This window comes from Mycobacterium sp. (assembly GCF_965229265.1).
GTDB lineage: Bacteria > Actinomycetota > Actinomycetes > Mycobacteriales > Mycobacteriaceae > Mycobacterium.
Window position 1 is genome coordinate 745,485 of the sequence record NZ_CBDDIY010000010.1, and the last position, 18,295, is coordinate 763,779.

The 18,295-nt window shown below is 70.0% G+C and carries 17 protein-coding genes; 5 read left to right on the top strand and 12 right to left on the bottom strand.

Annotation, left to right across the window (positions count from 1 at the left end; all coding sequences use genetic code 11):
* Nucleotides 1-92 precede the first annotated feature (92 nt).
* Nucleotides 93-1,598, top strand: coding sequence for an amino acid permease (locus tag ADBZ9K_RS05645; RefSeq protein WP_526619047.1), 1,506 nt, complete (start codon nt 93-95; stop codon nt 1,596-1,598).
* 14 nt (nt 1,599-1,612) lie between these two features.
* Here ADBZ9K_RS05645 and ADBZ9K_RS05650 read toward each other — a convergent pair whose 3' ends face one another.
* The 4 genes from ADBZ9K_RS05650 to dprE2 are packed head-to-tail and all read right to left on the bottom strand — an operon-like array spanning nt 1,613 to nt 5,017.
* Nucleotides 1,613-2,338, bottom strand: a complete 726-nt coding sequence (locus tag ADBZ9K_RS05650) for a cobalt-precorrin-6A reductase (protein ID WP_526619048.1) — start codon at nt 2,336-2,338, stop codon at nt 1,613-1,615.
* Nucleotides 2,338-3,093 (bottom strand): precorrin-4 C(11)-methyltransferase, encoded by a 756-nt coding sequence (gene cobM / locus ADBZ9K_RS05655; RefSeq protein ID WP_526619049.1) that lies wholly within the window; start codon nt 3,091-3,093, stop codon nt 2,338-2,340. The genes ADBZ9K_RS05650 and cobM overlap by 1 nt, the downstream gene beginning before the upstream one ends.
* Complete coding sequence (gene cbiE, locus ADBZ9K_RS05660; protein ID WP_526619050.1) at nt 3,090-4,271, bottom strand: precorrin-6y C5,15-methyltransferase (decarboxylating) subunit CbiE; 1,182 nt, start codon at nt 4,269-4,271, stop codon at nt 3,090-3,092. The genes cobM and cbiE overlap by 4 nt, the downstream gene beginning before the upstream one ends.
* The gene (gene dprE2 / locus ADBZ9K_RS05665; RefSeq protein WP_526619051.1) at nt 4,268-5,017 is read right to left on the bottom strand and encodes a decaprenylphospho-beta-D-erythro-pentofuranosid-2-ulose 2-reductase; all 750 of its coding nucleotides are present in this window, start codon (nt 5,015-5,017) and stop codon (nt 4,268-4,270) included. Before dprE2 ends, cbiE begins: the two co-directional genes overlap by 4 nt.
* A gap of 36 nt (nt 5,018-5,053) precedes the next feature.
* Between dprE2 and ADBZ9K_RS05670 the strand changes: the two genes are divergently transcribed.
* Nucleotides 5,054-5,467, top strand: a complete 414-nt coding sequence (locus ADBZ9K_RS05670; RefSeq protein ID WP_526619052.1) for a F420-dependent biliverdin reductase — start codon at nt 5,054-5,056, stop codon at nt 5,465-5,467.
* Here ADBZ9K_RS05670 and ADBZ9K_RS05675 read toward each other — a convergent pair.
* Nucleotides 5,464-6,585 (bottom strand): M24 family metallopeptidase, encoded by a 1,122-nt coding sequence (locus tag ADBZ9K_RS05675; RefSeq protein ID WP_526619053.1) that lies wholly within the window; start codon nt 6,583-6,585, stop codon nt 5,464-5,466. The genes ADBZ9K_RS05670 and ADBZ9K_RS05675 overlap by 4 nt on opposite strands.
* Before the next feature lie 77 nt (nt 6,586-6,662).
* Between ADBZ9K_RS05675 and ADBZ9K_RS05680 the strand changes: the two genes are divergently transcribed.
* Nucleotides 6,663-7,619: a 5'-3' exonuclease gene (locus ADBZ9K_RS05680; protein ID WP_526619054.1), complete on the top strand. Its 957-nt coding sequence runs from the start codon at nt 6,663-6,665 to the stop codon at nt 7,617-7,619.
* A 42-nt stretch (nt 7,620-7,661) separates the two neighbouring features.
* Here the strand turns inward: ADBZ9K_RS05680 and ADBZ9K_RS05685 are convergent, their stop codons facing one another.
* The 7 genes from ADBZ9K_RS05685 to pafA form a co-directional block, all read right to left on the bottom strand.
* Complete coding sequence (locus ADBZ9K_RS05685) at nt 7,662-8,480, bottom strand: DUF4333 domain-containing protein (RefSeq protein ID WP_526619056.1); 819 nt, start codon at nt 8,478-8,480, stop codon at nt 7,662-7,664.
* Between the two features lie 56 nt (nt 8,481-8,536).
* Entirely contained in the window at nt 8,537-11,317 is a 2,781-nt protein-coding gene (locus ADBZ9K_RS05690) for a DEAD/DEAH box helicase (protein WP_526619058.1), read from the bottom strand.
* Nucleotides 11,301-12,164 carry a twin-arginine translocase subunit TatC gene (gene tatC, locus ADBZ9K_RS05695; RefSeq protein ID WP_526619059.1) on the bottom strand — a complete coding sequence of 288 codons (864 nt, stop codon included), beginning with the start codon at nt 12,162-12,164 and terminating at the stop codon, nt 11,301-11,303. Before tatC ends, ADBZ9K_RS05690 begins: the two co-directional genes overlap by 17 nt.
* A 117-nt stretch (nt 12,165-12,281) precedes the next feature.
* Nucleotides 12,282-12,548, bottom strand: coding sequence for a Sec-independent protein translocase subunit TatA (tatA, locus tag ADBZ9K_RS05700; protein WP_526620759.1), 267 nt, complete (start codon nt 12,546-12,548; stop codon nt 12,282-12,284).
* Nucleotides 12,549-12,613: 65 nt separating this feature from the next.
* Nucleotides 12,614-13,585 (bottom strand): helix-turn-helix transcriptional regulator, encoded by a 972-nt coding sequence (locus ADBZ9K_RS05705; RefSeq protein WP_526619061.1) that lies wholly within the window; start codon nt 13,583-13,585, stop codon nt 12,614-12,616.
* A complete protein-coding gene (locus ADBZ9K_RS05710) occupies nt 13,582-14,568 on the bottom strand; it encodes a helix-turn-helix transcriptional regulator (RefSeq protein WP_526619062.1) in 987 nt (328 codons plus the stop codon). Before ADBZ9K_RS05710 ends, ADBZ9K_RS05705 begins: the two co-directional genes overlap by 4 nt.
* Nucleotides 14,569-14,616: 48 nt before the next feature.
* Entirely contained in the window at nt 14,617-15,975 is a 1,359-nt protein-coding gene (gene pafA, locus ADBZ9K_RS05715) for a Pup--protein ligase (protein WP_526619064.1), read from the bottom strand.
* Nucleotides 15,976-16,079: 104 nt separating this feature from the next.
* Here pafA and ADBZ9K_RS05720 point away from each other — a divergent pair, with 104 nt between their 5' ends.
* Together ADBZ9K_RS05720 and ADBZ9K_RS05725 are read left to right on the top strand one after the other, a co-directional pair.
* Nucleotides 16,080-16,352: a DUF7162 family protein gene (locus ADBZ9K_RS05720; RefSeq protein WP_526619065.1), complete on the top strand. Its 273-nt coding sequence runs from the start codon at nt 16,080-16,082 to the stop codon at nt 16,350-16,352.
* On the top strand, nt 16,349-18,058 hold the full coding sequence (locus ADBZ9K_RS05725) for an alpha/beta hydrolase (RefSeq protein WP_526619067.1): 1,710 nt from the start codon (nt 16,349-16,351) through the stop codon (nt 18,056-18,058). The genes ADBZ9K_RS05720 and ADBZ9K_RS05725 overlap by 4 nt, the downstream gene beginning before the upstream one ends.
* Nucleotides 18,059-18,295 lie beyond the last annotated feature (237 nt).

An 18,295-nucleotide genomic window follows, 5' to 3' on the forward strand; every position in this document is an offset into this window, starting at 1 on the left:
TTTGGGTCTGCTCCGGCGTGGGCACTTCTCCCCAAGCCGTTGCGCCGGTGGGTCGGGGGGTGACGCGGCGCCGAGGCGACAGGTGGAGCGCAATGAACCTCACACGGACCAAGTCGGTCGAACAGTCCATCGCCGACACCGAGGAATCCGAGCATCAACTGCGAAAAGAACTGGGCCCGTTGCAGTTGACGGTGTTCGGTGTCGGGGTGGTGATCGGCACCGGCATCTTCGTGCTGACCGGAGAGGCCGCCGGTGAGAAGGCCGGTCCGGCGATCGCATTGTCATTCGTGTTCGCCGGCATTGCCTGCGCCCTGGCCGCGCTGTGTTACGCCGAGTTCGCCAGCACCGTTCCGGTGGCCGGCTCGGCCTACACCTTCTCCTACGCCAGCCTGGGCGAGCTCGTCGCCTGGATCATCGGATGGGATCTGATCCTGGAGCTGGGGTTGGGCGCCAGCACGGTCGCGGTCGGGTGGTCAAGCTACTTCGCCGACGTGATGAAAGGGATCGGAATCACCATCCCGGACTTCGCCTATGGCGACGGGCACAACCTCGTCGCCGCCGCCATCGTGCTGATCCTCACCGCCGTCCTCTGCCTGGGGATCAAGATCTCCTCGCAGGTCAACCTCGTGTTCGTGGTCATCAAGGTGGGCATCGTCCTGCTAGTCATCGTGGCCGGCGCGTTCTTCATCAAGACCGCCAACTACTCCCCGTTCATCCCGCCGTCCGGTTCGCCGGCGGCCTCGGGCGGGCAAGCCACCCCGTCGCTGCTGCAGGACCTGGGACTGGCACCCGGCGCGTTCGGAATCAGCGGCATCTTCACCGGAGCTGCCCTGGTGTTCTTCGCCTACATCGGTTTCGACATCGTCGCCACCGCGGCCGAGGAGACCAAGAAGCCGCAGCGCGACATGCCGATCGGTATCTTCGCCTCCCTGGGCATCTGCACCGTCCTCTATGTCGCGGTGTCCCTCGTCGTCACCGGAATGGTCAAGTACACCGATATCAAGGTCGACGCCCCACTGGCAGAGGCATTCCGGTCGGTCGGCCACCCCGGCTACGCCAACGTCATCTCCGTCGGCGCCCTGTTCGGGCTCACGACGGTCATGATGATCCTCATGCTCGGCCAAAGCCGGGTGTTCTTCGCGATGAGCCGCGACCGGCTGCTGCCCGCGACGTTCGCGAAAGTCAGCCCCCGGTTCGGCACCCCGGTGCGCACCACCATGCTGACCGGAATTGTCGTCGCCCTGATCTCGACGTTCGTGCCGTTGACGGCGCTGGCCGAATTGGTCAACATCGGCACCCTGTTCGCCTTCGTCCTCGTCGCCATCGGAGTGATCGTGTTGCGGCGCACCCGGCCGGATCTCCAGCGCGCGTTCCGGTGCCCGGGAGTTCCCGTGGTCCCCGTGCTGGCCGTCCTCGCGGCGCTGTACCTGATGCTGAATCTGCCGGCCGGGACCTGGATCCGGTTCGGCATCTGGATGCTGCTCGGTCTGGTCGTCTACTTCATCCACGGCCGCAGGCACAGTCGCCTGGCGACCGACCCGCACTACTCCCGGGAAGCCGACGCGGCGGCGGCGAGCAAGCGGACGTCCAAGGTCTGAGCCCGCGGGCATTGTCAGGCCAGCCGTCGCACCCAGTCGACTGCCTGCTCGACGGTGCTGACGGTCGCCACACCGGGCGGCAGCGCCGGGCGGTCGATCATCACCACCGCCACGCCGAGGTCTCGGGCGGCCGCCAGCTTGGCCTCGGTGAGCGCTCCCCCGCTGTTCTTGGTCACCAGAACGTCAATGCCGTTGTCCCGCAACAGAGTGCACTCGTCGTGATAGCCGTACGGGCCGCGCGAGAGCAGCACCTCGTGCCGGGGCGGCAACACATCGGGGTCCGGTGGGGTCACGACCCGGATCAGAAACCACGCATCGCTGGCGGTGAACGGCGCAACCCCGGAGCGACCCGTGGTCAGGAACACCCGCGAATAACCCCGTCGGGCAACGGTGTCGGCGGCCTCAGCGTCCGAACCCACGACGATGGCGTCCCCCGGATCCCAGGACGGGCGAGCCAGGACCAGGTGCGGCAGCGCGAGGTCGGCGCAGGCTTGGGCGGCGTGGGCGGTCATGGTGGCCGCAAACGGGTGGGTGGCATCGACGACCGCACTGATCGCGTTGTCGCGCAACCACTGTTTCAGCCCGGCCACCCCGCCGAAGCCGCCGATGCGGACCGGCCCGACGGGCAGGACGGGGTCGGGCACCCGGCCGGCCAGCGAGCTGACGATCGCGGTGCCCGGATGCAGCCGCGCCGCCAGCGACCTGGCCTCGCCCGTTCCGCCGAGCAGCAGGACCGGCATCAGTGCCTGCTGCCCCGAGTGCGCCCGGAGGAATACAGGTAGCTGTCGGTGAATCCCTCGGCGGCAAGCACATCCCCGACAATGATCACCGCGGTGCGGGTGATCGACGCGTCGTGCATCTGTGCCGCAACGCCCGCGAGCGTGCCTCGCAGGACCACCTCCTGCGGCCAGCTGGCGAAGGCGACGACGGCGACCGGGGCGTCGGGCCGGTACCCGGCCGCCAGCAGTTGCGGCACGATCGCGTCGATCCGGTGGGCGGCCAGGTGGATCACCAGCGTCCCGCCGGCCTTCGCCAGCGTGTCGAGATCCTCACCGTCGGGCATCGCGGTGGACAACGTCGCCACCCGGGTCAACGTGACGGTCTGCGCGACGCCGGGCACCGTCAGTTCGCGGCCCAGCGCCGCGGCGGCCGCCGCGAAAGCCGGTACGCCGGGGACGATCTGGTAGCCGATGCCCAGCGCGTCGAGGCGGCGGCACTGCTCGGCCACGGCGCTGTAGATCGACGGGTCGCCGGAATGCAGGCGGGCCACGTCGTGGCCGGCGGCGTCAGCGGCGGCGAGTTCGTCGATGATCTGATCCAGCGTCAGCGGGCCGGTGTCGACCACCCTGGCATCCGGTGCGCAGAACGCCAGCAGATCCTCCGGCATGATCGAGCCGGCGTACAGGCACACCGGGCAGCGCTGCAGCAGCCGCTGCCCGCGCACGGTGATCAGGTCGGCGGCGCCGGGCCCGGCGCCGATGAAGTAGACCGTCACAGGGTCTGCACCAACCACTGGGTGATCGGCATCGCCGGGCGCCAGCCGGTGAACCCGCCGAGCGGCTCACCGCGGTAGTGCTGGAATCGCCGCAGCTCGCCACCGAGGCGTGAATGCCATTCCACCAGAAGTGCTTCGGACTCTGCGGTCACCGCGTTGGCGACCAGGCGGCCGCCGCTGGGCAGGTGGTCGACGCACGCCGACAGCAGTCCGGGCTTGGTGAGCCCGCCACCGACGAAGATCGCATCCGGGTGCGGCGCACCGCGGAAATCCTCGGGGGCTGACCCACGGCTGTCGACGGTCGCGCCGAACGCCTGCGCGTTGGCGACGACCCGCTCCCGGCGCTGGGCGTCGGCTTCGAACGCCACCGCCCGGCAACCGGTTGCGCTGCGGCACCATTCGACGGCGATGCTGCCGGACCCTGCCCCGACGTCCCATAGCAGTTGCCCGGGCCGCGGCGCGAGAGCCGCCAGGGTGACCGCGCGGATGGTCTGCTTGGTGATCTGGCCGTCGTGGCGAAACGCGTCGTCGGGCAGCACCTGACCGACCCGTTCGTCGGGCAGGTAGCGCACAGCGATGACGTTCAGGGCGTCGACATCGTGCGGCGCGGCGGCGGCCCAGGCGTCGGCGGCCCGGGTGCGGACCCGCTCCGACGGTCCGCCGAGTTGCTCGAGAACGGTGAATTCCGATGCACCCCGGCCATTTTCGGTGAGCAGCCGGGCCAGTTCGGCCGGTGTTCCAGCATCGCGGGACAGCACCACCGCCTGACCGCCGCGGCGCACGGCGGTGTGCACCGGCGCGGTGACCAGGCTGATGATCTCGGTGTCCTGAGCCGCCCAGCCCAGCCGGGCACAGGCCAGCGTCACCGACGACACCGCCGGCAGCACCCGCACCCGGGCGGCGCCGTGGATGCGGATCAGTGCGCCACCGATGCCGTGCAGCAGCGGATCACCGCTGGCCACCACGTGGATATCGCCGGCGGGGGCGTCGTCGAGCAGACGCTCCAGGGCGGGCAGCATCGGCGAGGGCCAGCAGCGCCGTGGGGCGGCGATGCTGCCGTCCAGCAGGTCGAGCTGGCGCTGTGATCCGTAAATGACAGTGGCCCTGCGCAATTCGCTCCGCGACTGCTCGGACAGCCCGGCAAGTCCGTCGGCGCCGATGCCGACCACGACGATCATCGGGGCAGCTTCCGCCACACCGGTTGCGGCAAGAGCCGCATCCCGAAGAACATCGGCCGCAGCGCCCACGGCACCCACACCGTGCGCCGGCCCTTCGCCAGCGCACGGGCCGTCGCTTCGGCAACCTGCGCGGGTGTGCTGGACAGCGGCGCGGGGTCCATGCCGCGGGTCATCCGGCCGATGACGAACCCGGGCCGCACGATCAGCAGCCGCACCCCGCTGCCGTGCAACGCATCGGACAACCCGGAGGCAAACCCGTCGAGGCCGGCCTTGGCCGAGCCGTAGACGTAGTTGGCGCGGCGCACCCGCACCCCCGCCACCGACGAGAACACCACCAGCGCTCCCCGGCCCGCGGACCGCATCGCGGTGGCCAGATGAGTGAGCAGGCTGATCTGCGCGACGTAGTCGGTGTGCACGATCGCGACGGCGTGCGCGGCGTCGGTCTCGGCGCGGGCTTGGTCGCCGAGGATGCCGAAGGCCAGCACCGCGGTGCCGATCGGCCCGTACTCGGCGATCAAGCGCTGCACCATCAGAGCGTGCGAGGTCAGGTCGTCGGCATCGAATTCGACGGTGTGCACGGCCGTGGCACCGGCCTCGCGCACCGCGCTGACCTGCTCGCCGAGGCGGTCGGCGCCCCGGGCGGCCAGCACCACCGTCGCGCCGGGGGCCAGCCGCGCGGCGAGTTCGACGCCGATCTCGCTGCGGCCGCCGAAGATCACGACCGGCCCGGGCCCCGTGTCACTCACAGCCGCTGATTATCCACTGCGCTAGCGTGGAGCTTGATGGCGAACTTAACAACCCGGCTGACCAGCGATGCACTGGCATTCCTCACCGAGCGCCACCTCGCGATGCTGACGACCCTGCGCTCCGACAACTCGCCGCACGTGGTGGCCGTCGGGTTCACCTTCGACCCCAAAACCCACATCGCCCGGGTGATCACCACCGACGGATCGCAGAAGGCGGTCAACGCCGAACGGTCCGGGGTCGGGGTGCTCTCCCAGGTCGACGGCGCCCGCTGGCTGTCGCTGGAGGGGCGGGCCAGCGTGAACCGTGATCCTGCCGCGATCCGCGATGCCGAACTGCGCTACGCCCAGCGCTACCGCACCCCCCGGGTCAACCCGCGCCGTGTGGTCATCGAGGTCCACATCGAGCGAGTGCTCGGCTCCTCGGATCTGCTGGACCGCGCCAAGGGTTAGACCGGTACGACGATCAGGTCGTGCGGGCGGTGGTTGACCGACTCCACGCCGTCGGCGGTGACGATCACGATGTCCTCGATCCGCGCACCCCAGCGACCAGGGAAATAGACCCCCGGCTCCACCGAGAACGCCATGCCCTCGGCCAGCGCCAGGTCGTTGCCGGCGACGATGTAGGGCTCCTCGTGGACCGACAGCCCGATCCCGTGTCCGGTGCGGTGCACGAAGTAATCGGCCAAACCGGCGTCGGCGAGCACGTCGCGGGCGGCGGTGTCGACCTGCTGGGCGCTCACCCCGGGCCGCACCGCCGCGACCGCGGTCGCCTGAGCGCGCTGCAGCACCGCGTACTGTTCGGCGATCTCGGCGCTGGGCTCACCCAGGCTGTAGGTGCGGGTGCAGTCGGAGTTGTAGCCGGGATCGTAGGGACCGCCGATGTCGACGACGACGATGTCACCGGCCTGCAGCACCCGGTCCGAGCATTCATGGTGCGGGTCCGCGCCGTGCGGCCCGGAGCCGACGATGATGAAGGCCACCTCGGAATGGCCCTCGGCCACAATCGCTTTCGCAATATCGGCGGCGACCTGCGCCTCGGTGCGGCCGGGCGCCAGGAACTCGGGGACCCGGGCGTGCACCCGGTCGATCGCGGCGCCGGCCTTGCGCAGCGCGTCGATCTCGGCCGGATCCTTGATCATCCGCAGTGAGCGCAGCACGTCGGTGGCCAGCACCGGCACCGCGCCCAGCCGCTGTGCCAGCGGCAGCAGGTGCAACGCGGGCATCGAGTCGGTCACCGCGACCCTGGCGTGCCCCCCCAGGGCGTCGGCCACCACCTCGTACGGATTGTCCCCGTCGACCCAGTCCTGCACGGCCACACCGAGGTCGAGAACGGCGGATTCCTTCAGCGCCGCAAGTTCCAGGCGCGGCACCACGACGGTCGGCTCACCGGTGGCGGGCACCACCAGGGCACTGAGCCGCTCGAAGGTCTGGGCCGCCGAACCGATGAGGTAGCGCAGGTCGTAGCCCGGCGTGATGACCAGGCCGGCCAGCCCGGCGTCGGCCGTCGCGGCCGCCGCGGCGGCCAGGCGGCGGGCATAGACATCGCTGCTGAAACGGCTGGCATTCATGAGAGCCAGGCTAGCCGCCGGCTCACCGGGACGCGATCGGCGACGGTGCCCGCAACCCTCCTGGCAGGATGGCTGGCATGGCTGCACCGGTGTTGCTGCTCGACGGCGCGAGCATGTGGTTTCGATCGTTCTTCGGTGTGCCGTCGTCGATCACCGCCCCCGACGGCCGCCCGGTCAACGCGGTGCGCGGGTTCATCGACAGTGTGGCCACCCTGGTCAGCCGGGAACGCCCGGGCCGGCTGGTGGTCTGCCTGGATCTGGATTGGCGCCCGCAGTTCCGGGTCGACCTGATCCCGTCGTACAAGGCCCATCGCGTCGCGGCGGAAAATCCCAGTGGCGAACCGGATCTCGAAGAAGTGCCCGACGAGCTGAGCCCCCAGGTCGACATCATTATGGCGCTACTCGACGCGTTCGGCATCGCCACCGCGGGCGCACCCGGCTACGAAGCCGACGACGTCCTGGGTACGCTGGCCGCCGCCGAGCGGCGTGATCCGGTGGTGGTCGTCAGCGGTGACCGCGACCTGCTGCAACTGGTCACCGACGACCCGGTCGCCGTGCGGGTGCTCTATCTGGGCCGCGGACTGTCCAACGCGACGATGTTCGGGCCGGCCGAGGTGGCCGAGCGCTACGCCGTCCCCGCCCACCGGGCCGGGCCGGCGTACGCGGAACTGGCGTTGCTGCGCGGCGATCCCTCCGACGGCCTGCCGGGCGTACCGGGCGTCGGCGAGAAGACCGCCGCCACCCTGCTGGCGCAGTACGGCTCGCTGGAGGACATCCTGGCCGCCGCGCATGATCCGAAATCCACGCTGTCCAAGGCTTTCCGGACCAAGCTGCTGGCCGCGACCGACTACATCGAGGCGGCCGGGCCGGTGGTTCAGGTGGCCCGCGACGCTCCGGTGCGGTTCTCCACCGCCGATGACCGACTGCCGCTGGCGGCCGCCGACCCCGCCCGCGTGGCCGAACTGGCTCAGACCTACGGCGTGGGTTCGTCGATCGCGCGGCTACAGCGGGCGCTGGACGCGCTGCCCGACTGAGCGCGCCGGCTCGCTACTTGAGCACACGACGCCGCCGAGCGGCTATTTGGGCCGGCCGACCTCGTAGGTGCCCTTGTCGTCCTGGAACGTCACGGTCACCTGACGCTTGGTGCCGTCGATGCTCACCTCGCAGGTGAACGTGTCACCCTTCTTGACCGTCGGGTTCTGGCCGTTGTTGCACTTGACGTCCTTGACGCCCTTGGCACCGTAACCGTTGGTCTCGTCGGTGAGGATCTGCTGCACGCCCTGCTGGGCCTTGTTGATGTCCAGCTTGGTGGTGACGAAGAAACCGGGCTTCCAGAACCCGAGGACCAGCACGACGGCGACGACGATCGCGGCCAGCACACCGACGACCGTGCCGATCACGGCCGTCGAACGCTTGTTGGCTTCCTCACCGCCGGGCTGCGGGTACGGGGCGAACTGTCCGGGCTGGCCGGGCTGCCCCGGTTGTCCGGGTTGGCCGGGCTGCGGGTACTGGCCGTATTGCGGCTGGCCGTACTGGCCGGGCTGACCGTACTGCGGCTGACCGTACTGCGGCTGACCGTAGGCGGCCGGGTTGTACTCGGCGGGAGCCTGGTAGGGCTGCTGCGGGTAGCCCTGGGGCGGCTGCTGGCCGTACTGCGGGTACTGCGGCTGGGTGTAGGCGGGCGGCTGCCAAGCGGGGGGCTCATTGGTCGGCTGCTGCCACGCCGGGGTCTCCCCGCCGGGCTGCCAGGCCGGGGTCTCGCCGGCCGGCTGCTCCGGTGGCTGCCAGGACGGCGCCCCTGCCGGGGGCTGCTCCGAGCTGGGGGCAGGCTGATCCTGACCCGGCGCGGGCTGAGCCTGCCAGGGATTAGGGTCAGATCCCTGCGGTCCGCTCATCGTCTCTCCTTGATCTGGTAGCTATTCGCCGCTCCCACCGTAGCGTTTGCATCACCCTACCCGCCATCAACAGCGACGACGCCGCGCCGGATGTCGTCGATGGCGCGTTTTGCGGCGCTCCGTAAACCGGCATCGGGCCCGGCGTTGCGGACTTGGTCGAGCAGGTCGAGCACCTGCCGGCACCAACGCACGAAATCGCCCGCCGACAATGGCGTGCCCGCCCCGGCGACATCGGAGGCCGCCAGCGCGGCGGCCAGGTCGCCGCTGGTCGCCCAGTGGTAGACGGCGGCGACGAAGCCGCCGTCGGGTTCCCGCGACGGCGCGATTCGATGCCGGTTCTCGTCGGCGCGCAGCTGGCCCGAAATCCGTCGGGTGTCGGCCAGCGCCCGCCGCACATTCGGGGTCGGCATCTCGATCGCATGGACCGGCGTCGGCCCCTCCCCGCCCCGGGATTCGAAGACCACCGCCGAGAGCACCGCGGCCAGTTCGGCGGAGGCAAGTCCCTTCCAGGTGCCTGACCGCAGGCATTCGGCCACCAACAGATCGCTCTCGCTGTAGATCCGGGCCAGCAGCCGCCCGTCGTCGGTCACCCGCGGCTGGTCGTCCGGGCCGCCGGTCTCGACGAAACCGCGCTCGGTCAGCAGCCCCAGAATCCGGTCGAACGTGCGGGCCAGTGAGTTGGTCGCCGCGTTGACCTTCCCGCGGATCTGTTCGTTGTCGCGCTCCACCCGCAGGTAGCGCTCCCCGATCCGCACCTTGGCCTCCCGATCGGCCATCCGGTGCGCCGGGTGCTTACCCATCGCCTCCCGCAGCGCCGCCAGCTCAGGGTCGATATCGGGCGGGTCGTCGCCCGCAGCGCGGCGGCGGGTACGACCCGACGGCACAACTAGCCCAGCTGCCGCCGAGCGCAGCGCCGAGGCCAGGTCGCGGCGCACCCTGGGCTGGCGGTGCTCGACCCGCTTGGGCAGCGACATCGTCCCGAGGGGAGCCGCCGCACCTGGGTAGTCGGTCGAGGAAATCCTTCCGGCCCAACGGTCTTCGGTCAGCACCAGCGGCCGGGGGTCGTCGGCGTCGTTCGCCGCCTCCAGGACCACCGCCAACCCACCACGTCGCCCGTGGGTGATGTTGATGATGTCGCCCCGGCGCAGCCCCGACAGCGCATCGTTGGCGGCCTGCCTGCGCTGCAGCCGCGATGCTCGGGACTGGGCGCGCTCGCGTTCGCCGATCTTGGCGCGCAATCGCACATAGTCGAGCACCGCGGGTTCCGGCACCGGGTGTTCGCGCCGATCCCAGTCCATCTCGGCGGCGATTTGGTCGAGCATTTTCTCGCCGCGCTCGACGCCCCGCACCAGGCCGACCACCGACCGGTCGGCCTGATACTGGGCGAACGAGCGCTCGAGCAGTTGATGAGCCTGTTCGGGACCCATCTGGTTCACCAGGTTGATCGTCATGTTGTACGACGGCGCAAAGGAACTCTTCAGCGGGAAGGTCCGGGTGGAGGCCAGCCCGGCAACCTCGGCGGGTTCGACGTCGGGGTGCCACAGGACCACGGCATGGCCCTCCACGTCGATGCCGCGGCGTCCCGCGCGCCCGGTGAGTTGGGTGTATTCGCCCGGGGTCAGCGGCAGGTGCTGCTCCCCGTTGAACTTCACCAGCTTCTCCAGCACCACGGTGCGGGCCGGCATGTTGATGCCCAGCGCCAGGGTCTCGGTCGCGAAGACCGCCTTGACCAACCCCGCGGTGAACAACTCCTCGACGGTGTGCCGGAACACCGGCAACATCCCGGCGTGGTGGGCGGCCAGCCCGCGCAGCAGCCCCTCACGCCACTCGTAGTAGTCCAGCACCGCCAGATCGGCATCGGCCAGATCGCCGCAGCGGCGGTCGATCACCTCGGCGATGCGGCCACGGTCCTCGTCGTTGGTCAGCCGCAGCGAACTGCGCAGGCACTGCTTGACCGCGGCGTCGCAGCCGGCCCTGGAGAAGATGAACGTGATGGCGGGAAGCAGACCCTCGCGGTCGAGGGCGGCGATGACATCGGGACGCGAGGGCGGGCGGTAGAGGCCCGGTCCCCCGCCCGGACGGCCGGGGCCGCGCCGGCGGGGCTGCCAGTCGGTGAGCCGTTCCGCTTCCCGCCGGTGGGCGATGTGGCGGATCAGGTCGGGATCGACGAGGTGCTGGCGGCCGGTCCGGTCGGGACTGCTGTCGTAGTCGAACAGGTCGAACATCCGCTTGCCGACCAGCACGTGCTGCCACAGCGGCACCGGCCGGTGCTCGTCGACGACGACGGTGGTGTCGCCGCGGACGGTCTGGATCCAGCCGCCGAACTCCTCGGCGTTGCTCACCGTGGCCGACAGGCTGACCAGCCGCACGTCCTCGGACAGGTGCAGGATGACCTCCTCCCACACCGCGCCGCGCATCCGGTCGGCCAGGAAGTGCACCTCGTCCATCACCACATGCGAAAGCCCATGCAGCGCATCCGAACCGGCGTACAGCATGTTGCGCAGCACCTCGGTGGTCATCACCACCACCGGGGCGTCACCGTTGATCGACTGATCGCCGGTCAGCAGGCCGATGCGCTCCGCGCCGTAGCGACGCACCAAGTCGTTGTGCTTCTGATTGCTCAGCGCCTTGATCGGGGTGGTGTAGAAGCACTTCCGGCCGGCGGCCAACGCCAGGTGCACCGCGAACTCCCCGACCACCGTCTTGCCCGCACCGGTCGGCGCGCAGACCAGCACGCCGTGGCCGCGCTCCAGCGCCTCACAGGCCTGAATCTGGAAGGGGTCGAGCCGAAACGTCAGCAGCTCGGCGAACCGAGCCAGTTCAGGTGATGTCGTCATGCTGTGCCGCGTAGCTCACTGGCGCGGCCACCGGAGTCGGTGCCTCGATGGGCGCGGCTTGGTCGTCGGGGATCTCGGCCTGGGCCTCCCGCTTGGCCTTGCGACGGTCGTGCAACCGGGCGACCTGGATGGCGAACTCGAGCAGGACGGTCAGCGCCAAGCCGAGAGCCAGCATCGAGAACGGATCCGAGCCGGGTGTGGCGAACGCGGCGAAGACGAACACCCCGAAGATCAGGCCGCGGCGCCACGCCTTGAGCTTGGCGTAGGGCAACATGCCGATCATGTTGAGCATGATGATCAGCAACGGGAATTCGAAGCTGACGCCGAAGATCAGCAGCAGGTTGATCAGGAAGCCGAAGTACTGGTCACCGGAGAGCGCGGTGACCTGGACGTCGCTGCCGACCGTCAGCAGGAAGTGCAGGGCCTTGGACAAGACGAAGTAGGCCAGCACGGTCCCGGACACGAACAGCAGTGCGGCGAAGAACACGAACACCGACGCGAACCGGCGCTCGTTGCGGTACAGGCCGGGGGTGATGAAGGCCCACAACTGGTGCAGCCATATCGGGCAGGCCAGCACAATGCCCGCGGTCAGGCCAACCTTGAGCCGCAGCATGAATTGGTCGAACGGCGCGGTGGCCAGCAGTCGGCAGCCGCCGTCGGCGCTGATGTCGGCGCGGGCCGACTGGGGCAGCGAGCAGTAGGGCTCGCGTAGCCACTCCCCGAGGCTCTCCACACCGAGGAAGCCGTGGCTGTACCAGAGGAAGCCGATGATCGTGGTCAGCGCGACGCCGCCCAGCGAGATCAGCAGTCGGGTCCGCAACTCCCGGATGTGGTCGACAAGGGACATCGTCCCGTCCGGGTTGACACGGCTACGGCGTTGCCGGGGGTCCAGCCGCGAGAGGAATCTAGGGGTGCGCACGGCAGCGGCTCACTACGGGCGCTGGGCGCCGGTTCGTCGTCGGGCTCAGGCCGGTTTGGCGTCGGAGTGGTTCGGGGCCGTCGGCGGGGTCACCGGGGCTTCGACTCGCTCGGACTGCACCTGGGTGGGTGGCTGCACGGGCTGTACGGGCGTCTCCGCCTTGTTGTCGTTCTGCAGTTCCTTGACCTCGGACTTGAAGATGCGCATCGACTTGCCAAGCGAGCGAGCAGCATCAGGCAACCGCTTCGACCCGAAGAGCAGCACGACCACGGCGATGAGAATCAGCCAGTGCCACGGTTGTAGAGCACCCAATTTGGTCACCTCCAGACGTTGCCTCGATGCTACCCCACCGCCCCGCTGACGAGCCCGGACGCGGCTCAGCCGGCCAGGGCGGCGTAGGCCGCCAGTGCTGCCTCCGCGGCCGCACGCACCCGAGTGACCAGCGATTCGGGTCCCAGCACCCGCACGTCGGCGCCGAATCCCAGCAGTACCCGGGTCATCCACTCTTCGGAGGCGTAGGTCATCGCCGCCGTGCAGTAGCCGTCCCCCATCACCTCGAGGACCCGCATCGGGTAGTACTCGAGCATCCAGGACGCCGTCGGCGCCACCAGCAGGGTCGCGGCGGGCAGCGCGGGGTCGGCGTCGAACAGCGAGGTGTCCGGGCCGGCCTGCACCGCCGGTTCCGGCGCCGCCGCCGGCTCGTCGAGCACGGTCGCCTCCACGATGCGGTCGAACCGAAACAGCCGCACTCCCTCGGCTTCGCGCGACCACGCCTCCAGATAACTGTGATCACCGACCAGCACCACCCGGATCGGGTCGACGACCCGGCTCGACAGGATGTCGCGGGACGCCGAGTAGTACTCGATGCACACCGCGCGACTGCCGCGCACGGCCGCCCGCACGGCCGCCGCGGCCTCGCTTTCGATGGGCGCCGGTTCCTCGACCGCCGCCGCCGAATGAGTGTGGTCGTGACCGACCGTGCCCGCCGCCGACTCGATCTTGGCGATCGCGCTCAGCGCCGCCTGCGGGTCGACCACCCCGGGGATGTCGACCAGCGCACGCAACGCGACCAGCAAGCCGGTGGCTTCCGGCGAGGTCAGCCGCAGCGGCTCGTCCATGCCGGCCGAGAAGGTCACCTTGATGGTGTCCCCGGAAAACTCGAAGTCGATCAGGTCACCCGGCCCGTAGCCCGGTAGGCCGCACATCCACAACTGGTCGAGGTCCTGCTGGAGTTGCTTGCGGGTCACGCCGAGATTGGCGGCGGCCTCGTCGTAGGTGATGCTGGGGTTGGCCTTCAGGTACGGAACCATGTTGAGCAGCCGGACCAGGCGGGTCGAGACCGGACTCACGCGTACTCCCCCTGTGCCCGCAACCGCGCCAGCACATCCGCGCGCAGCGACGCCGGTTCCAAGACCAGCGCGTCGGCCCCGTGCCCCGCGACCTCGCGGGCCAGCCGGTCGCGGGTGCCGATGTCGACGGCGATCACGTCGCCGGGCCGCCCGCCGATGGTGCGCGGCCCCTGCGATACGCCGATGCGGCGCAACGACATCGCCCGGCCTTCGGCGACCCATACGCTGGCCTGCACACCGCTGGGCGCCTCCCCGATCGCGCGGTCGACGATCGCCCGCAGATCTACCCCGTCGGGCCTGTTCACCGATCCCGGCGGTCCGACGGTGGTGACCGTGGCCTCGATACGCGAGATCCGGAACGTCCTGGTGGCGTCGCGGTCGCGGTCATGCCCGACCAGATACCAGCGCCCCTTGGCGGTGACCACACCCCATGGCTCGACGGTGCGCACGGTGTAGGGGTCGGTGGGCAGTGATCGGTGCCGAAACTGCACCGGCTGACCGGAATCGATGGCGGACAACAGGTTTCCCAGGACGTCCTCGGAACCACGCAGCCCGGGCGGACCCGAGGCGGTGGCGATGGCAACCGCGGCGTCGGGATCGACGTCGACGCCGGCCGCCCGGAGTTTGAGCAGCGCGCCCTGAGTGGCGGTGATCAGTTCCGGTGACTGCCACAGCTGGGTGGCCACGGCGACGGCGCCGGCCTCCTCCCCGGTGAGCTCGATGTCGGGCAGCGCATAGGCGTCGCGGTTGATGCGGTACCCCTCGGTGGGGTCGAACGCCGAAACGCGGCCCGTCTCCAGGGGGATGCCCAGATCGCGCAGTTCGTTCTTGTCCCGCTCGAACATCCGGGAGAACGCCTCATCGCTGGGGCTGTCGGCGTAGCCGGCCACGCTCGAACGGATCCGCTCGGCGGTGATGTAGCCGTGGGTGGACAGCAGCGCGATGACCAGATTCATCAGCCGCTCGACCTTGGATGTCGCCACTTTGAAAACCTTAGCCGGGATGGCCGCGCCGCTCGTGCGGCGCGCCACTCACATGCTGGCGATTAGGCGCTTGACCCGCTCATCGACCGATCGGAACGGGTCCTTGCACAGCACCGTGCGCTGCGCCTGGTCGTTGAGCTTGAGATGCACCCAGTCCACGGTGAAGTCGCGGCCGGCTTCCTGAGCCGCGCTGATGAACTCGCCGCGCAGCTTGGCCCGGGTGGTCTGCGGCGGGGTGTCGACGGCGGCCTCGATCTCCTCGTCGGTGGTGATGCGGGTCGCCAGCCCCTTGCGCTGCAGCAGGTCGAACACCCCGCGGCCACGCTTGATGTCGTGGTAGGCCAGGTCGAGCTGGCTGATCTTGGGGTCGGACAGCTCCATGCTGTAGCGGTCCTGGTAGCGCTGGAACAGTTTGCGCTTGATCACCCAGTCGATCTCGGTGTCCACCTTCGCGAAATCCTGGCTCTCGACGGCGTCGAGTTGGCGACCCCACAGGTCGACGACCTGATCGATCTGGGTGTTGGGCTCACGGGTCTGCAGGTACTCGACGGCCCGGGCGTAGTACTCGCGCTGGATGTCCAGGGCGCTGGCCTGCCGCCCGCCGGCCAGCCGGACCGGCCGGCGTCCGGTGAGGTCGTGGCTGACCTCGCGGATGGCGCGGATCGGGTTGTCCAGCGAGAAATCGCGGAACGCCACCCCGGCTTCGATCATCTCCAGCACCAGCGAGGCGGTCCCGACCTTGAGCATGGTCGTGGACTCGCACATGTTGGAGTCACCGACGATCACGTGCAGCCGGCGGTACTTCTCGGCGTCGGCGTGCGGCTCGTCGCGGGTGTTGATGATCGGACGGGACCGGGTCGTCGCGCTGGAGACGCCTTCCCAGATGTGCTCGGCGCGCTGGCTCAGACAGAACGTGGCCGCCTTGGGCGTCTGCAGCACCTTGCCGGCGCCGCAGATCAGCTGGCGGGTGACCAGGAACGGCAACAGCACGTCGGAAATCCGGGAGAACTCGCCGGCGCGCACGATCAGGTAGTTCTCGTGGCAGCCGTAGGAGTTTCCTGCGGAATCGGTGTTGTTCTTGAACAGGTAGATGTCGCCGCCGATGCCCTCGTCCGCCAGGCGCTGCTCAGCGTCGATGAGCAGGTCTTCGAGCACCCGCTCACCAGCACGGTCGTGAGTGACCAGCTGGATCAGGTTGTCGCACTCGGCGGTGGCGTACTCGGGGTGGCTGCCCACGTCGAGGTACAAGCGCGCGCCGTTGCGCAGGAACACGTTCGAGCTGCGGCCCCACGACACGACCCGACGGAACAGATACCGGGCGACCTCGTCTGGACTGAGCCGGCGATGGCCGTGGAACGTGCAGGTGACACCGAACTCGGTTTCGATGCCCATGATTCTTCGCTGCACAACATCGAGCCTACTGGTTGCTGTGCGGTAGCGGTGCGTGAAACGTCTTCGGGTCGCTGTGGATTGCCGAAACACCGCGGCCACCCTGCGTGCCAGCATGAACCGTGCCCGAGCCCGTCGCCGTGGATGTCGCCGCGGTGAGCGCCGTCGTCCAGCGCGTGACGCGCGCCGCCGACGAGCTGCCGGTCATCCCGGTGTCGGTGGGACCCGCCCTGCCCGGATCGGCGCTCACCGGCCTGAATGGGCCCCCGAGAGCGGCCGACGACGTGCGCCGACTCGGTACGGCCGTACACGATTGGGTCCGGCTGGCCGGGCGATCGGTCGACGCCCTGATCGCCGCCGACGACGGGACCGCCCAGCGATTGCGACCGCGGTGACCGGGCCGACCGTCGCCCAGGTGCAGGCCTGGCGCCCCGACGCGCTGACCGAACTGGCCGACGAGTGGGACAGCGCGGCCGGCCGGCTGCAGACCCGGGCCGAGGAGATCGACGCCGCGGCGGCGGGCGGGGCCGAAGCGTTCAGGGGTGCGACCGCCGGCGCGGCGCAGCAGGCGCTCGCTGCGACCACCGCGGAACTGCGCCGGGTGTGCCGGACGCTGGTCCTGGCCGCGGCCGAGGCCCGCGATGCCGCCGTCGCCGTCGCCTCGGCCCGCGACCGGGTTCTGGGCGTGGTGGACGACGTGCGGCGGGAGGGCTGCCGCATTGACGAGGACGCAACCGTGCTGCCCGCCGCGCACCCGACCGCACTGCTGGTGGCCTGCAGCGGCGGATCGGACTCGGCGGCCCGGGCCATGCTCGAGGCGCGGGCTCGCGAACTGACCCGGGCCCTGCGGTCGGCGCTGGCCAGGCTCAACACCGTCGACGTCGAGGCCGCCCGGGCGATCGACGGGGCCTTCGCAGCGGCGCAGCCGGCACCGGCGGGGGTGCGGCCCGCCGGGGTCGCCGGTGACCCGGTGATGAATTGGCCGCGAATGAGCCAGGACAGCATCGCCGCACAGGTCGCGGCGATGTCGCCCGCCGACCGCAGGCAGCTCATCGAACAGGCGCCGCAGGCCGTCGGCAACACCGACGGCGTTCCGTGGGAGACCCGCATTGCGGCCAACCGGATCAATATCGCCAACGCGATCCTCGACCAGCGGCGCACCCTCGACCGGCCCGACGAGGACAAGCTGCGAGCGGCCATCCCGCCCACCCTCAGCCCGGCCGACGCCGAACGGCTGTGGGCGGCACTGCATACCGATCCGGCGATGCGCGCCGTCGCGATCGCCGCCCACGACCGCAATGCCCGCCGTCGCTTCGAGTACTACAGCGGCCTGCTTGCCGACGTGCCCGACCCGGTCGACCGGGAACGCCGGGTGCCCAGGCAGATCCTGGCCTTCGACCCGAGCCGGGAGTCCTTCATCGAGTTGTCCGGCGATCTGGGTCGGGCGCGTGCGATCGGCGTGCTGGTGCCCGGGCTCAACACGACGTTCGAGGGATCGGCCGACGACGTGGCGACCGCGCGGCGGTTCGTCGCAGGATCCGGTGGGGACGTCGCAATGATCAATTACCTGGGTGGTCGCTTCCCCACCGGCCCGCTGATGGCGGGCGTGGCGGACGCGGCCGACGCGCGCTACGCCCTGGAGATGGCTCCGCGGCTGGTTGCGTTCAGTGAGGACGTCGAACGCCGGGCCGGGTCAACCCCGGTCACCTACATCGGCCATTCCTACGGCGGGTCGATCGTCGGCACCGCGGAGCGGTTCGGGCTCACTGCGGACCGGGTGATCTATGTGGAGGCCGCCGGAGCGGGTGTCGGTGTGCGCAATCCGCAGGACTGGCACAACCGCAACCCCGCGGTCCTGCGGTTCTCGATGACCGCCCCCGGCGACCCCATCAGCCTGGTCCAGGGCATCCCGTTCGGCTCGCACGGCGCCGACCCGGACCGGATGCCCGGCGTCGTGCGGCTGGCAGCCGGACGACGGCTCACCGGTGCACCGATGACCGGACCGTCAGCGCACAGCGACGTACTGACCGAACCATCGGAGGCCTGGCACAACATCCTGGCGGTCATCATCGGCGACCGCGCACACATCCGGACAGGCTGAGCGGCTACCTCGGGGCGTCGTTACGGCCAGGAGCTACGCGGCGCCGGCCCCGGAGGCGGAGCGGGCTTCAGAGCGGCGCCGGGGATCGGCGTGTTCTGCAAGGCACCGAGGCACAGTCCCACCCGGCCTGGTAGGCAGGGGATGTTCCCTGATCCGCCGTAGCTGTTGCTGGGCGCGTTCTGCGACCAACACGTTCCTGTCGTCGGATCGAGAATGCTGCCGCCCGGACAGGTAGCC